Here is a 15,505-nt window from a genome sequence, read left to right as displayed (position 1 = left end):
GTCAATGTGACCCACCGTGCCAATATTAACATGCGGCTTCTTCCGCTCAAACTTTGCCTTTCCCATCTCTTCCCCCTATTTACTTTTAAGGATTTCCTCGGCAATACTTGCCGGAACCTTGTCATAATGATCAAACTGCATGGAATATGTGGCCCGCCCCTGGGTATTGGAGCGCATATCAGTGGCATATCCGAACATGTTGCTTAACGGCACGTGGGCCCGAACAATCTGAGTCCCCATTCTAGGTTCAAGGCTAATAATTTTCCCGCGGCGCCCGTTGAGATCGCCCATGACATCCCCGAGATATTCCTCCGGGGTAAGCACCTCAATGAACATAATAGGCTCAAGAAGGACTGGAGAAGCTTTGGCGCAGGCCTCCTTAAGAGCCATGGAACCGGCAATGTAAAAAGCCTGTTCCGAGGAATCTACATCATGATAGGATCCATAAACCAGGTTCACTTTAAGGTCCACCACCGGATATCCGGCCATGACACCGCTCTTGAGAGCGTCCTTGATACCCTTGTCAATAGCTGGAATATATTCTTTGGGGATAACCCCGCCGACTATCGAATTCACAAACTCGTAGCCTTGGCCGGGCTCTGCAGGCTCCAGTTCAATGACTACGTGCCCGTACTGTCCACGCCCGCCCGACTGCTTGATATACTTGGTTTCATGCTTGACAGGCTTGGTTACTGTTTCACGATACGCAACCCTGGGCTTGCCAACATTAGCCTCAACCTTAAACTCACGGGTAAGCCGGTCAACGATGATTTCCAGGTGAAGCTCGCCCATACCGGCAATCAGGGTCTGTCCGGTTTCGTCATCACTCTTGACCCTGAAGGAAGGATCTTCCTTGGATAGCTTCTGCAGGGCATTGCTGAGGGAATCCCGGTCAGTCTTGGTCTTAGGCTCAATAGCTATTTCAATTACCGGTTCAGGAAACTCCATGGACTCAAGAAGAACCGGTCGCTCAGGAGCGCAGAGAGTCTCTCCGGTTGCTGTAAATTTCAGACCCACTGCTGCAACGATGTCTCCGGCATAGGCTGACTTGATCTCTTCCCTCTTGTTGGCGTGCATCTTCAAAAGACGGCCAATGCGCTCCTTTTTACCTGAAGCAGCATTGATAACAGTCATGCCGGATTCAATATGACCAGAATAGATTCGCAGAAATGTCAAGTGACCCACAAAAGGGTCAGAAGCAAGCTTGAAAGCCAGTGCACTCAAGGGCTTGTCATCTTCTGGAGGGCAGAGAACCTCCTCCTGGGTATCCGGGACAGTACCTTTAATTGCCGTAATATCAACCGGAGAGGGCAGATAAGAAACAGTGGCATCCAAGAGAGGCTGAACCCCCTTATTCTTAAAGGCTGAGCCACAAAGAACCGGGCAGATGGTCAAGGCAATAGTGGCCTTGCGAATCCCGTCGGCAAGCTCCTCAGGGTCAAGATCTTCACCGGACAGATACTTTTCCAGCAGGACCTCATCTTCCTCAGCTATGGCCTCAACAAGGTATTGACGCCACTTTTCAAAATCTTCCTGCAGCTCTGCAGGGATTTCGCTCACTTCGAACTCTTTTCCCTGGGTCTGGTCGTTGAAGATCAGGGCCTTGCCCAGAACCAGATCAACTAAACCCCTGAAAGAGTCTTCAGCCCCCATGGGGATCTGCAAAGGAACAGGCTTGGCCTTGAGTCTGTCCCTGATCATATCCACCACCCGGAAAAAATCAGCTCCGGTTCTGTCCATCTTGTTGACAAAGGCCAGCCTGGGTACATGGTATCGATCAGCCTGACGCCAGACTGTCTCAGACTGAGGCTCTACTCCACCAACAGCGCAGAAAACTGCAACACTTCCGTCAAGAACTCTCAGGGAACGCTCTACCTCTATTGTGAAATCCACATGTCCCGGAGTATCAATTATATTGATCCGGTGATCCTTCCAAAAGCAGGTGGTTGCGGCAGAAGTTATGGTAATCCCGCGCTCCTGCTCCTGCTCCATCCAGTCCATGGTGGCCTGGCCATCATGGGTTTCACCCAGCTTGTGCGATATACCGGTATAGAATAGAATTCTTTCGGTTGTTGTTGTTTTCCCGGCGTCAATATGGGCCATGATCCCGATATTGCGCTGCCTTTCGATTGGTACAAGCCTTCCCACTATAATCTCCCAAAAATAAATCCGTTACGGATTAAATGTATCAGCGCCTGCGCGCATAAAAATCACCCATCAGGACTCAAACCCCGACGGGTGCAAATAACCTGCTTATGACAAGAGCCATTGCCCTTATCAAAAAACTACCACCTGTAGTGAGCAAAGGCCTTGTTGGCCTCAGCCATACGGTGCGTATCCTCTTTCTTTTTAATGGCTCCACCCCGGCCATTGAATGCATCAAGCAGTTCAGCAGCCAGCTTTTTTTCCATACCCTGCTCTCCCCGGGACCTGGAGTAAGTAACCAGCCAGCGAATGGCCAGGGCCTCCTGTCGATCCGGACGAACCTCCATGGGGACCTGATAGGTTGCACCCCCTACTCTTCTGGACTTAACCTCCATCTGAGGCTTGACATTATCAATAACCTGATGAAACGCCTTAATGGGCTCCTCACCGGTCTTCTGGCCCAGCTCTTCTATGGCCTTGTACAGAAGTTTTTCCGCAATGCTCTTCTTACCGTCCACCATAAGCCTGTTGACGAATTTGGTCAGAACGCGGCTTCCATAGGCTGGATCAGGAAGAACCATTCTTTTGGGGATTGGACCCTTGCGTGGCATTATTATATCTCCCTTATTTTGTTATTTCGGTCTCTTGGCGCCATATTTGGATCTGCTCTTACGCCGATCCTGGACTCCGGAAGTATCCAGGGTACCCCTGATAATCCTGTACCGGACACCGGGAAGGTCCTTGACACGGCCACCCTGGATCATGACCACAGAATGCTCCTGAAGGTTGTGCCCTTCTCCGGGTATGTATGAGGTGACTTCTATGCCGTTGGTCAGCCTGACCCTGGCTACTTTGCGCAAAGCTGAGTTGGGCTTTTTGGGTGTGGTGGTGTAAACCCTGACGCATACGCCTCTTTTCTGAGGGCACTCCTGAAGGGCAGCCCTTTTCTTACTCTTAATTACTTGGTCCCGGGATTTCCTGACCAGCTGATTTATGGTCGGCATATATCCTCCATTATTTATTCTGCTTGCTGAAACAAGTAGCAGTTAGTTTAAGGGCGTACCCTTGTCAAGAAAAATCTAGTATCGGGCTCAACTATCTCCCGATCTGTCCATTAAAAACTTCTTCATCCAGCTCCTCCAGGAACCGGTCGGGATTCTCAGGCTGTTCAGGAACAGCAATATCACTGTTGACGTATGGTCTGAATCCGGTGCCGGCCGGAACCAGCCTGCCCACAATAACATTCTCCTTGAGACCTCGCAGCTTGTCCACCTTGGCCATCAGAGCGGCTTCAGTAAGCACTTTTGTTGTTTCCTGAAATGAGGCTGCTGAGATAAAGGACTCAGTGGTAAGAGAAGCCTGGGTGATCCCCAGGACAAGGGGCTCGGCCATGGCTGGATTTTCACCTCTTTTGATGCATTTTTCATTTTCCTGCATAAAGGACATCTTTTCCACCTGCTGACCAATAAGAAAACCTGTATCTCCAGGGTCAATTATCTGAACCTTTTTGAGCATCTGCCGGACAATGACCTCAATGTGTTTATCATTAATCTGAACACCCTGGAATCTGTATACATCCTGGATTTCCTCAACCAGATAATTGGCCAGATACTTCTCTCCTTTGATCTTCAGAATATCGTGCAGGTCGGGGTTTCCTTCAGTGATCAACTCACCGGCCTCGACAAAGTCTCCTTCCTGAACCGTAATGTGCCTGCCCTTAGGAATCAGATATTCCTTAGGTTCTCCAGTTTCTGGACTTATTATGATCTTTCTTTTGCCTTTGGATTCAGGACCAAAGGATACAATGCCGTCAATTTCAGTAACTATGGCCTGATCCTTGGGTTTTCTGACTTCAAAGAGTTCAGCCACCCTGGGCAGACCACCAACGATATCCTTGGTTTTTGAGGATTCCCTGGGCTTCCTGGCTATTACGTCTCCAGCCTGGACCTCATCGCCATCATTGAGCATTAAAATAGCTCCAACTGGTAGCTGAAAAACAGCTTCAGAAGTTGTTCCAGGGCGCAGCTTAACATTGCCTTTGGCATCGCAGATGGAAATGCTGGGTCTGAAGTTGGTGGAGCGATACTCTGTAATCGTCCTGGTAGCCCGTGAGGTGGTCTCGTCAACCTTTTCCTGGAAAGTCCTGCCTTCGATGATGTCAGTAAACTTGATCCGACCGCTGACGTCAGTAACAAACGGCTCGTTAAACGGATCCCATTCAGCCAGAAAGTCTCCTTTCTTTACCTCTTGATCGGCCTTGACAAACAGCTTGGCACCGGAGGGAAGAAAATACTTTTCCCTCTCCCGGCCCTGGTCATCCACGATTTTGACCTGTCCGCTCTTGCCCAGAACCATGAACTCACCTTTGGAATTCTCAACGGTCCTGACCCTGGCAAACACTACGTGGCCGGCATTCTGGGCTTTGATGTTTGAACGCTCTATCTCCTTGGAAGCAGTGCCTCCAATATGGAAAGTACGCATGGTAAGCTGGGTGCCGGGTTCTCCAATGGACTGAGCCGCAATGATGCCAACGGTTTCGCCGACGTTCACCAGGTGGCCCCTGGCCAGATCCCTGCCGTAACAAAGGGCGCATATTCCCCTTTTTGTTTTGCAGCTCAAGGTAGAGCGTATGTTCAGGATGTTGATGCCGGCCTGGTCAATTTTCCGGGCAGCTTCTTCTGTGATCATTTCATTGGAGGTAACAATGATATCACCGCTTTCAGGGTCCAGGACATCGTACATGGCAATCCGCCCGAGAGTCCTTTCACTGACTTTTTCCTGAATCTCTCCCGATTTCATGAGATGTGAAATCTCAATACCATCAACAGTTCCGCAGTCAAACTCAGCAACAACAACGTCCTGGACAACATCAACCAATCTTCTGGTCAGATAGCCTGAATTGGCTGTTTTAAGGGCGGTGTCCGCAAGGCCCTTTCTGGCTCCATGAGTCGATGTAAAGTACTGAAGGACAGTCAGTCCCTCTCTGAAGCAGGAGGTAATGGGTGTTTCAATGATTTCTCCTGAAGGCTTGGCCATAAGACCCCGCATCCCGGAAAGCTGCCGCATCTGATCCTTGTTCCCCCTGGCCCCGGAGTTGGACATCATGTAAATGGGGTTGAGACTTACATTCTCTTCCTGGCGACCTGTAGCCGGGTCGGTCAAGATATCCTTGGAAATGTCCTGCATCATCTTGGCGGCAATATCATTGGTCGCCTTGGTCCAGACATCAACAATCTTATTGTATTTTTCGGTTCTGGTAATAATTCCTTCGCGGTACTGGTTTTCGATTTCATTGACCAGTTCCTGGGATGAGGACAGGATTTTTTCCTTGGTCTCGGGTATCTTCAAATCTTTGACCCCGATGGTGATGCCCGCCCGGGTGGAGTACTCGTATCCCATATCTTTGAGCCTGTCGCTGAGAATTACCGTAGCCTTTGTCCCGGCGCGGCGGTAAGTTTCACCCACCAGTCTGGCAATGGTCTTCTTGGTCAAGAGGCAGTTCACCAGTTCAAAGGGGACTTCATCAGGCAGGATCTCGCTGACCATGACCCGACCGGGCGTAGTATCCACCAGCTTTTTGTCGATACGGACCTTGATCCTGGCGTGGAGGTCCACACATCCGGCATCAAAAGCGGAAATGACCTCACTTCGGTCGGAGAATATTTTGCCTTCACCTTTTTCAAAAGACCTATCAACAGTCAGATAGTAAAGACCAAGCACTATATCCTGGGAAGGAAGGATAATGGGTTCACCATTAGCCGGAGAAAGGATATTATTGCTGGACATGATCAACACCCTGCACTCAACCTGGGCTTCAATGGACAATGGAACATGTACAGCCATCTGGTCACCGTCAAAATCAGCATTAAAGGCCGAACATACCAGGGGATGGAGCCTTATGGCCTTTCCTTCCACCAGGACCGGCTCAAAGGCTTGAATTCCCAGACGATGAAGAGTAGGAGCGCGGTTGAGCAAAATAGGGTATTCCTTGACCACTTCATCAAGGATGTCCCAGACCACTACGTCACTGCGTTCAACCATTTTTTTGGCACTTTTGATGGTGCTGGCATGGCCTTTTTCTTCCAGCTTGGAATACAGAAATGGCTTGAACAGTTCCAAAGCCATTTTCTTAGGTAGACCGCACTGGTGCAGCTTAAGATTGGGACCAACCACAATGACTGAACGACCAGAGTAGTCAACCCGCTTACCCAGGAGATTCTGCCTGAATCTTCCCTGCTTGCCCTTGATCATGTCTGAAAGGGACTTGAGAGGACGGCCATTGGTTCCGGTAATGGCCCTGCCTCTGCGGCCATTGTCAAAAAGAGCGTCTACTGCTTCCTGGAGCATCCGCTTTTCATTTCGAATGATTATATCCGGTGCTCCGAGTTCCAGAAGCCTGCGCAAACGGTTGTTTCTGTTGATCACCCTGCGGTAAAGGTCATTTAGATCAGAAGTTGCAAACCTGCCGCCATCCAGCGGGACCAGTGGTCTTAATTCAGGTGGAATCACAGGTATGGCTTCCATGATCATCCATTCGCACTTGTTCTCGGATTCCAGAAAGGCTTCCACGATCTTGAGACGCTTGGCGATCTTCTTCTTTTTAGTCTGGGAGCGGGTGGCCTGGGATTCCTCCCGAAGCTCATTTTTGAGCTTTTCCAGATCGATCTCTGTCAGCAAGTCCCTGACCACCTCTGCCCCCATACCTACTTTTATGGCGTCTTCGCCAAAGGTATCAATAATCTGCAGGTACTGTTCCTCGGAAATAACCTGTTTTTGGGTAAGGGAGGTCTGGCCGGGATCAATGACCATATAGGCGTCGAAGTAAAGAACTTTTTCCATGTCCGCCATGGTCATGTCCAGCAGGGTGCCAATCTTGGAAGGCAGGCTCTTGAGAAACCAGATATGAGCAACAGGAGCGGCAAGCTCTATATGCCCCATGCGGTCCCGTCTGACCTTGGAGGCGATAACTTCCACACCACACTTTTCACAGACAATGCCTCTGTGTTTCATGCGCTTGTATTTGCCGCAATTGCACTCATAGTCCTTGACCGGCCCGAATATTTTGGCGCAGAACAGACCATCCCGTTCAGGCTTAAAGGTCCTGTAATTGATGGTCTCGGGCTTTTTCACCTCTCCGAAGGACCATTCCCGGACTTTTTCCGGCGAAGCAACCCTTATCTTGATCCCCTTGAGTTCTTTTCCTGAAATAGTGGTGGTGCTTGATGACCTCTGGGAGAAAAGATCGTCTAAACTCATATCCCTGTCCTCATATATGTAAAATAGTTTCTTAACAGTAAAACAAAATGGATTTCAAATGACCCCGAGTCTATTTACCCAGTTTCTTTTTCTCATCCTGGAGCAGTTCCACGTCAAGGCCAAGGGCCATGAGTTCCTTAATCAGCACGTTGAATGACTCGGGCATGGCCGACTCAAGGAAGTTGTTTCCTTTGACGATCTTCTCGTACATGTTGACCCTGCCGGTGACATCGTCGGACTTGACAGTGAGAAATTCCTGAAGCAGGTAAGCTGCCCCGTAGGCTTCAATGGCCCAGACTTCCATTTCACCCAGCCTCTGGCCGCCGAACTGGGCCTTTCCTCCAAGAGGCTGCTGGGTAACCAGGGAGTAAGGACCGGTCGACCTGGCATGTATTTTTTCATCCACCAGATGATGAAGCTTGAGCATATACATATATCCCACAGTGACCCGGTTCTTGAACGGATCACCTGTCCTTCCGTCAAAAAGGACTGACTTGCCGTCATCGCTCAAGCCTGCCCGTTCCAGCCAGGACCAGATATGATCTTCTTCAGCTCCGTCAAAGACAGGGGTCTTGGTGATAATCCCCGAGCGCAGTTCCTTAACTGCTTCAACAAAGGCCTGGTCATCCAGGGTTTCAGCCAGGGAATCAATTTCCGGTGAATCGAAAATCTGGCTGATTTCCTTGCGAAGCATTTTGACATCTATACCTGAATCGACCATGGAAGCCAGCTGTCTGCCGAGCTCCTTGGCTGCCCACCCCAGGTGGGTTTCCATAATCTGGCCTATGTTCATCCGGGAAGGAACGCCAAGGGGATTGAGCACAATATCCACTGGGGTGCCGTCGGCAAAAAAAGGCATGTCCTCTTCAGGAAGAATGCAGGAAACAACCCCCTTGTTCCCGTGCCGGCCAGCCATCTTATCCCCGACATTAAGTTTCCTCTTAACAGCGATAAAGACTTTGACCATTTTGGTCACGCCTGGAGGAAGATCATCCCCCTCAACAGCCTTTTCCTTTTTCTGGTGATAGAGGTTTTGAATCAGTCGAAGCTGATTCTCATAAGTAGCTAGAACATCTCCAACTGCCTCGTTCACATCCTTGCCTGCAAAGGCCCCGGCAAGTTTTTTGACCGGAATGCTGTCAAGATCTTCTCTTTTCAGGGTCTGGTTGGCCTCTGCCAGGACCTCACCCTTTTTTCTACCCATGATGGTCATCCCGAGCCTTTTTCCGGAAACAATATTCCACATTCTGTCCCGGACCTGGGCAGTGACGGAAGTTATATGTATCTCTTCCTTTTTGGTCAGTTTTTCCAGCTCGTAATCCTCAATGGCCTTGGTTCTCTCGTCCTTTTCACTGGACCGGCGGTTGAAGACTTTGACATCGATTACAGTGCCTTCAATTCCAGGAGGAACCTTTAGAGATGTATTTTTAACGTCCCGGGCCTTGTCCCCGAATATGGCCCGCAAAAGTCTTTCTTCAGGAGTAAGCTGCGTTTCACCCTTGGGAGTGATCTTGCCCACCAGAATATCATCCTGTTTGACTTTGGCCCCGATCATGATAATGCCGCTCTCATCCAGGTTTTTAAGCATTTCATCGCTTACATTGGGGATGTCCCTGGTGATTTCTTCAGGTCCGAGCTTGGTGTCCCTGGCAATGACGTCAAATTCCTCAATATGGACTGATGTAAAGACATCGTCCTTGACCATGCGCTCGGATATGAGAATGGAGTCTTCAAAATTATATCCGCACCAAGGCATGAATGCCACCAGGAGATTTTTACCCAGGGCGAGTTCGCCATCCATAATCCCCGGACCATCAGCCAAGATATCCCCCTTTCGAACTTCCTGACCAGGGAGGACACGGGGCTTCTGGCCAAAACAGCTGTTCTGGTTGGATTTATGAAACTTCTGGAGTTCATAGCATATGGTATCACCCTTGGCAGAAGAAAGTTCCCGGTCATAGCTGACCACGACCTTTTCAGCATCCACAAACCTGACCACCCCATTTTCTTCAGATGCCACGCAGCTTCCTGAATCTCTGGCCACGATCCCCTCCATGCCTGTGCCCACCAGGGGCTGCTCTGACCTGAGCAAAGGGACCGCCTGGCGCTGCATGTTGGATCCCATGAGGGCGCGGTTGGCATCATCGTGCTCCAGGAATGGAATAAGGGAAGAAGAGATGGACACAATCTGGCTGGGTGAAATGTCCATGAGGGTAACCTCTTCCTTGGGAACCAGGTTGAACTCTCCGTGAATCCTCGCTGATACCAGGTCAGTGGTGAAACGGCCCTGATCATCAATAGGCGCATTAGCCTGAGCAATGATCTGGTCCTGCTCCCGGGATGCATCCAGGTAAACTATCTCGTCTGTAACCTTATTATTCTTGACCAGTCTGTAAGGAGTCTCGATGAATCCAAAATCATTAACCTGGGCATGGGTGGTAAGGGAGACTATAAGCCCGATATTGGGTCCTTCGGGTGTCTCAATGGGACATATTCGCCCGTAGTGGCTGGGATGCACATCTCTGACTTCAAAACCAGCCCTTTCCCGGGTAAGTCCACCTGGGCCCAGAGCAGAAAGCCGGCGCTTGTGGGTTACTTCAGACAGGGGATTGGTCTGATCCATAAACTGAGAGAGCTGTGAAGTTCCGAAAAACTCCTTAAGCACCGCAGTCACCGGCTTGGGGTTAATCAGATCATGGGGCATGAGAGTGGCTACTTCCTGAAGACTCATCCGCTCCTTCACCGCCCTTTCCATACGGACCAGGCCTATCCTGTACTGGTTTTCCACCAGCTCTCCAACCGGACGGACCCGTCTGTTGCCCAGATAGTCTATATCATCTGCAGGACCGTGGGTATCTTTGAGCCTGGTCAGATGCTTGATGACCCTCAATATATCTTCGTTGGACAGGGTCTTGAAGTCCATGGGCAGATCCAGCCCAAGCCTGGAATTGAGCTTGTATCTTCCAACAGGGGAAAGGTCGTAATAGTCTGGATTGCGAAACAGGTTGTCAAAAAAGCTGGAGGCAATTTCCGGCGTAGGCGGAGAACTGGGCCTGAGCCTCTTGTAGATTTCGACCTGGGCCTCAAGCATATCCTGGGTCTTGTCAAGTTTGAGAGTATCCCGGATGGATGATGAAACATCCTGTCCTGCAGTATACAATATCTGCATTTCCTTAATCTTGGCTTCAAAGATGTTCTGAACCAGATCCGGGTTTAAGGAGTCGCCCATCTCAGCCATGACCTCACCGGTTTCAGGGTGAATCAGATCCCGGGCGACATACTGTGCAGTCAACTGATGCTGGTCTATCTCAATAAATTCTATCCCGGACTTGATCAGTTGTTTCCAGGCCCTTTTGGTGATGGGTCGGCCTTTTTTTACAATGACATTGCCTTCCTGATCCTCAATATCCTCAAAGGCGTTCTCCTTGCGATAGTGCTCAGCCAGGATCTTCCGGTAGACCCGGCCACTTTCAAAGCGTAAGGTTTCTTTTTCATAAAAATAATCAAGAATTTCTTCACTGGTCATGCCCATGGCCTTGAGTAGAATGGTGGCGTACATTTTCCGCCGGCGATCAATACGGACATAAAATATATCCTTGTGATCAAACTCAAAATCAAGCCATGACCCACGCATGGGAATTATGCGGGAGCTGTAAAGTACTTTCCGGCTCGAATGGGTCCTGCCTGAATCATGTTCAAAAATAATCCCGGGCGACCTTTGAAGCTGGTTGACTATTACCCGCTCTGTACCATTGATGACAAAAGTTCCCTTGGTAGTCATCAGGGGGATGGTTCCGAAATAAATATCCTGTTCTTTGATATCTCGGACGGTCCTGTTACCGGACTCTTCATCCACGTCGTACACAATGAGCCTTACCTTGATCCGGATGGGTGCTTCATAGGTCAGACCTTTGGACAGACACTCTCCCACATCATATTTGGGCTGGGAAATCTCATAGCTCACAAACTCCAGAGTAGCGGTCTTGTTAAAATCCTCAATGGGAAATACTGACCGGAATACTCCTTCCAGTCCCTTGTCAGCCCTGCTGGCCGGGTCAACATCTTCCTGCATGAGATCCTGGAAAGAGCTCAGCTGAAGATTTAACAGATGAGGGACCCCCAAGGTATATTTAATCTGGCCGAATTTTTTGGTGAATAGTGCCATGTTATCCTCGCGTTAAGGTAAGGTTTGAAACAAAGTCCTTGAAAGGCATGAACTAATATATTTGACCGGCAAAACCAGGTCTCAACATATCTAATCTACTGTTTATTGGTTTCTTGGAGAAAAGTTTTAAAGACGAAATTTTGTTATGGTTGAAGAGAGCTTTGTGGACAAGTTGAAATCCAGGGGCTGAAGTCCGTTTGCACTGGATGAATTGAAAAGGGATCTGCAGATCCGTACCGACCCGGGATTCAACTCCATTCAAAAACATATTATAAAGCTATACCCTGCCTGAAATAACAGAAGCATCAGCAGGATACCTGCTCACTATTCCGGACTGACCAGGGCAGCACCTGAGCAAAAAGACCAGGCACCCCATCTGGTCGGAGATGGTTAATTTTTGTTGTATTTTTCCAGAGTCCGTTATAAACATATAAAAAATATTCTCAAAAAAACAAATAGGTTAGAGAGCACAAGTATCCATTGATATTGTGCTCTCTAAACCCTGACAAAAACAGGCAACCCTGGTTGCCTGACAGATTACTTGACTTCGACGACTGCGCCGGCTTCTTCAAGCTGCTTTTTGGCTTCTTCAGCCTCTTCCTTTGAAACTGCTTCCTTGATGGCAGAGGGGAGTTCGTCTACTTTGGCTTTGGCCTCTTTCAGTCCCAGGCTGGTCAGAGCACGAACAGCCTTGATCACGGCGATCTTGTTGCCGCCAACTTCCTTCAGGACCACGTCAAACTCAGTCTGTTCCTCTTCTGCAGGGGCTGCATCACCGCCTCCAGCCCCTGGCATGGCTGCTACTGCTGCCACAGGTGCTGCTGCAGACACACCAAACTTCTCTTCAAGTTCTTTAATGAACTCTGAGAGTTCCAACACAGTCATGTTGGAAATAAAATCAATTACCTGTTCCTTGGAAATATCAGACATTGAATCCTCCTTAAAAATGATACTTTGGCTCTTTACTGTTCTTCTTTCTGCTCTTTGATCCCGTTAAGGGCATTCATCATGCCCCGAATCAGGTTGGCAAACAGGGATACAAAATTGGTGGGAACTGCATTCATGGTTCCCAGAGTCCTGGCCAGCAGTTCTTCGCGACCGGGCAGTTCTGAAAGATCCTTGAGAGACGATGCTTCAAGATACTTTCCGTCAAGACTGGCGAAACGGGCTTGGAACTTCTTACTCTTCTTCTCAAAGTCAACCAGAATCTTTGCCGCAACCACTGGATCATCATAGCCAAAGGCTATGGCACAGCACTCTTTGAACTTGTCCTTGACGCCCTCATGCTGAGTTTCTTCAAAGGCAATTCTTGCCAACGTGTTTTTAACAACCTGATACTCAACATTACTGCTGCGCAGCACCCTGCGCAGATCAGTCATCTCCTCAACGGACATGCCCTTGAAATCAGTGACAACCGCTATGCAGGCTTTATCAGCCTTTTCCCGGATGTCTTCAATAATTCGTGCCTTTTCCTCTCTGTTCACTGGATCACCTCACTTTATCTCAAAATTGAGCCAAAGCAGTCTCGACAGGAAATTAAGGGTCTGACCCACCTGTTGTCTCTGACTCATAAAAATATTTGAAGTCGTGAATTGCTGCCGTGGATGCCGGGCTAGTCCTTGAGATCCCTGAGGCTGGCAGAATCGATTTTAACTCCAGGCCCCATGGTTGTGGATACGGCAATTCCCTTGAAGTAAGAACCCTTGGCAGAAGATGGTTTAAGCTTCTGCAGGGTTTCAATCAAGGCCTTCAGGTTGTCCAGAATTTTCTCAGGACCAAAGGAAACCTTGCCCAGAGGAGCATGTACGATTCCGGCCTTGTCCACTTTGAACTCGACCTTCCCGGCCTTGAGCTCTTTGATGGCATTGCCCAGATCAAAGGTGACCGTACCTGTCTTGGCGTTAGGCATAAGGCCTCGTGGCCCCAGGACCCTGCCGATCTTGCCGACATGAGCCATCATATCCGGGGTTGCTACAGCCTTGTCAAACTCCAGCCAGCCTTCCTTGATCTTTTCCACCAGATCCTCTGCGCCAACTGCTTCAGCACCAGCCTCTTTGGCTTCTGCTTCCTTTTCTCCCTTACAGAAGGCAATCACCCTGACATCCTTGCCCAGACCATGGGGCAGACTGACTGCTCCTCTGACCATCTGATCAGCATACTTGGGATTGACACCAAGCCTTACGGACACGTCAACTGTCTCGTCAAAGTTGGCATAAGCAGCCTCCAGGGCCAGCTTGACCCCATCCTGAACCGGCATCCTCTGGTTGGAATCGATTTTCACTCTGGAATTATTATATTTCTTACCATGTTTCGGCATTGGCGTTTTACCTCTTGGAACTATTTTTCTACCTCAATGCCCATGCTTTTGGCAGTTCCCATTATAGTTTTAGCAGCAGCTTTAACATCCGCAGCATTAAGATCGGGCATCTTTAAATTCGCTATCTCCTCAACCTGGGCTTTGGTGACTTTGCCAACCTTGTTCTTGTTGGGTTCGCCCGAGCCCTTGTCCAGCTTGGCTGCCTTCAGCAGAAGTATAGCTGCGGGAGGGGTCTTGGTGATGAAGCTGAAGGATCTGTCCTGGTAAACAGTGATCACTACAGGGATTACCATTCCCTTGCTGTCCTGTGTCTTGGCATTGAAAGCCTTGCAGAACTCCATTATATTCACCCCGTGCTGACCCAGGGCCGGGCCAACAGGAGGTGACGGATTTGCTGCACCTGCAGGAATCTGCAGTTTGATTTTTGCCATTTCTTTTTTGGCCATTTAACGTACCTCTAAATCTCAGCTTTTTGAAACCTGAACAAAATCTAGCTCTACCGGGGTCTGCCTCCCAAATATGGAGACGGACACCTTCAGCTTTCCTTTATCATAATTCACATCTTCAACAACACCGTTGAAATTAGCAAAGGGCCCGTCAATGACCCTTATTTCATCTCCCCGGACAAAGTGGAACTTGGGACGGGGCTGCTCTTTGCGGGACTCGACAGTAGTCAGAATCTTTTCTGCCTCTTTGTCAGTCAGGGGGGTCGGCCTGTTTTTGCCCCCGATGAAACCAGTGACCTTGGGAATGGATTGAACAAGATGCCAGGAGTCATCATTAAGAATCATCTTCACCAGGACGTATCCAGGAAAAAACTTCCGGGTGGAAGTCTTTTTCTGACCCTTGACCAGCTCAACCACCTTTTCAGTGGGGACAACAATCTCCTCTATAAGCCCTTTGTCCTGACCTGTCCTCATCATCTCCCTGATGGTCTTTTCCACGCGCTGCTCATACCCTGAATAGGTGTGTACAATATACCATCTGGTTCTGGTTGTTGTTTCTTCCATGAGTTCCTTCTAGGGCAGAATTAAGCCGACCAGCCTGGACAGTCCAAAATCAAGAACTCCCAGGTAGATAGAGATTATGACCACCAGAACAACAACAGCTACTCCTGTGCTCAGGGTCTCCTTGCGGGTTGGCCAGGTGACCTTTTTTAGTTCACCCTTTACCTCTTCAAGGTACTCCTTGGTACCCTGAAGCCTGCTCTGGACTCCACCCTTTGGCTCGGTGGCTTCGCTTTTTTTCTTTTTTGACATTTAGTCCTGCTCATTAAATATGGCAGGCCAGGAGGGACTCGAACCCCCAGCCCTCGGATTTGGAGTCCGATGCTCTACCATTTCGAGCTACTGGCCTGCATGGAGAACGCTACTTGGTTTCCTTGTGCGGAAGATGTTTACCGCAGAAGGGGCAGAATTTTTTCAACTCCAGCTTGGAAGTGGTGTTCTTTTTGTTCTTGGAAGTAGCGTAATTTCTTCTTTTACACTCGCTGCATGCGAGAAGGATATTGATGCGCATGACGTATGCTTACTCCGTAATTTCCGAGACAACACCGGCACCAACTGTCCGGCCGCCCTCGCGGATTGCAAAACGAAGACCGGGCTCCATAGCGATGGGCGCGA

The 15,505-nt window shown here is 49.3% G+C and carries 13 protein-coding genes and 1 tRNA gene; all 14 read right to left on the bottom strand.

Annotated features, from left to right (window positions below; translation table 11 throughout):
- Window positions 1–75: 75 nt before the first annotated feature.
- Window positions 76–2,148 (bottom strand): elongation factor G, encoded by a 2,073-nt coding sequence (gene fusA / locus P771_RS0101060; RefSeq protein WP_028573681.1) that lies wholly within the window; start codon window positions 2,146–2,148, stop codon window positions 76–78.
- A 137-nt stretch (window positions 2,149–2,285) separates the two neighbouring features.
- Complete coding sequence (rpsG, locus tag P771_RS0101055; protein WP_028573680.1) at window positions 2,286–2,756, bottom strand: 30S ribosomal protein S7; 471 nt, start codon at window positions 2,754–2,756, stop codon at window positions 2,286–2,288.
- A gap of 21 nt (window positions 2,757–2,777) precedes the next feature.
- Window positions 2,778–3,149 (bottom strand): 30S ribosomal protein S12, encoded by a 372-nt coding sequence (rpsL, locus tag P771_RS0101050; protein ID WP_028573679.1) that lies wholly within the window; start codon window positions 3,147–3,149, stop codon window positions 2,778–2,780.
- Between the two features lie 91 nt (window positions 3,150–3,240).
- Window positions 3,241–7,401 carry a DNA-directed RNA polymerase subunit beta' gene (gene rpoC, locus P771_RS0101045; RefSeq protein ID WP_028573678.1) on the bottom strand — a complete coding sequence of 1,387 codons (4,161 nt, stop codon included), beginning with the start codon at window positions 7,399–7,401 and terminating at the stop codon, window positions 3,241–3,243.
- 70 nt (window positions 7,402–7,471) lie between these two features.
- A complete protein-coding gene (gene rpoB, locus P771_RS0101040) occupies window positions 7,472–11,566 on the bottom strand; it encodes a DNA-directed RNA polymerase subunit beta (RefSeq protein WP_028573677.1) in 4,095 nt (1,364 codons plus the stop codon).
- Between the two features lie 537 nt (window positions 11,567–12,103).
- Window positions 12,104–12,496: a 50S ribosomal protein L7/L12 gene (gene rplL, locus P771_RS0101030; RefSeq protein ID WP_028573676.1), complete on the bottom strand. Its 393-nt coding sequence runs from the start codon at window positions 12,494–12,496 to the stop codon at window positions 12,104–12,106.
- Between the two features lie 32 nt (window positions 12,497–12,528).
- The gene (gene rplJ / locus P771_RS0101025; protein ID WP_028573675.1) at window positions 12,529–13,050 is read right to left on the bottom strand and encodes a 50S ribosomal protein L10; all 522 of its coding nucleotides are present in this window, start codon (window positions 13,048–13,050) and stop codon (window positions 12,529–12,531) included.
- Window positions 13,051–13,178: 128 nt separating this feature from the next.
- On the bottom strand, window positions 13,179–13,883 hold the full coding sequence (gene rplA, locus P771_RS0101020; protein WP_028573674.1) for a 50S ribosomal protein L1: 705 nt from the start codon (window positions 13,881–13,883) through the stop codon (window positions 13,179–13,181).
- A gap of 20 nt (window positions 13,884–13,903) precedes the next feature.
- Window positions 13,904–14,329, bottom strand: coding sequence for a 50S ribosomal protein L11 (rplK, locus tag P771_RS0101015; protein ID WP_028573673.1), 426 nt, complete (start codon window positions 14,327–14,329; stop codon window positions 13,904–13,906).
- Between the two features lie 18 nt (window positions 14,330–14,347).
- Complete coding sequence (nusG, locus tag P771_RS0101010) at window positions 14,348–14,893, bottom strand: transcription termination/antitermination protein NusG (protein WP_028573672.1); 546 nt, start codon at window positions 14,891–14,893, stop codon at window positions 14,348–14,350.
- Window positions 14,894–14,902: 9 nt separating this feature from the next.
- Entirely contained in the window at window positions 14,903–15,142 is a 240-nt protein-coding gene (gene secE / locus P771_RS0101005; protein WP_028573671.1) for a preprotein translocase subunit SecE, read from the bottom strand.
- Window positions 15,143–15,162: 20 nt separating this feature from the next.
- Window positions 15,163–15,239: transfer RNA gene (locus P771_RS0101000), tRNA-Trp, on the bottom strand.
- A gap of 12 nt (window positions 15,240–15,251) precedes the next feature.
- Complete coding sequence (gene rpmG / locus P771_RS18605) at window positions 15,252–15,401, bottom strand: 50S ribosomal protein L33 (protein WP_084301567.1); 150 nt, start codon at window positions 15,399–15,401, stop codon at window positions 15,252–15,254.
- A 9-nt stretch (window positions 15,402–15,410) separates the two neighbouring features.
- On the bottom strand, window positions 15,411–15,505 hold a 95-nt coding region (locus P771_RS18600; RefSeq protein ID WP_479686548.1), incomplete at its 5' end, for an EF-Tu C-terminal domain-related protein.

Source organism: Desulfonatronovibrio hydrogenovorans DSM 9292, assembly GCF_000686525.1.
Taxonomy (GTDB): Bacteria; Desulfobacterota; Desulfovibrionia; order Desulfovibrionales; family Desulfonatronovibrionaceae; genus Desulfonatronovibrio; species Desulfonatronovibrio hydrogenovorans.
This window is presented reverse-complemented; position numbering and strand designations above follow the sequence as displayed.

Coding starts and splice junctions, on each gene's coding strand:
- nusG (WP_028573672.1), bottom strand. CDS start 14,893: ATGGAAGAAACAACAACCAGAACCAGATGGTATATTGTACACACCTAT.
- rpoC (WP_028573678.1), bottom strand. CDS start 7,401: ATGAGTTTAGACGATCTTTTCTCCCAGAGGTCATCAAGCACCACCACT.
- rpsL (WP_028573679.1), bottom strand. CDS start 3,149: ATGCCGACCATAAATCAGCTGGTCAGGAAATCCCGGGACCAAGTAATT.
- rplL (WP_028573676.1), bottom strand. CDS start 12,496: ATGTCTGATATTTCCAAGGAACAGGTAATTGATTTTATTTCCAACATG.
- rpoB (WP_028573677.1), bottom strand. CDS start 11,566: ATGGCACTATTCACCAAAAAATTCGGCCAGATTAAATATACCTTGGGG.
- rplK (WP_028573673.1), bottom strand. CDS start 14,329: ATGGCCAAAAAAGAAATGGCAAAAATCAAACTGCAGATTCCTGCAGGT.
- rpsG (WP_028573680.1), bottom strand. CDS start 2,756: ATGCCACGCAAGGGTCCAATCCCCAAAAGAATGGTTCTTCCTGATCCA.
- secE (WP_028573671.1), bottom strand. CDS start 15,142: ATGTCAAAAAAGAAAAAAAGCGAAGCCACCGAGCCAAAGGGTGGAGTC.
- rplA (WP_028573674.1), bottom strand. CDS start 13,883: ATGCCGAAACATGGTAAGAAATATAATAATTCCAGAGTGAAAATCGAT.
- rpmG (WP_084301567.1), bottom strand. CDS start 15,401: ATGCGCATCAATATCCTTCTCGCATGCAGCGAGTGTAAAAGAAGAAAT.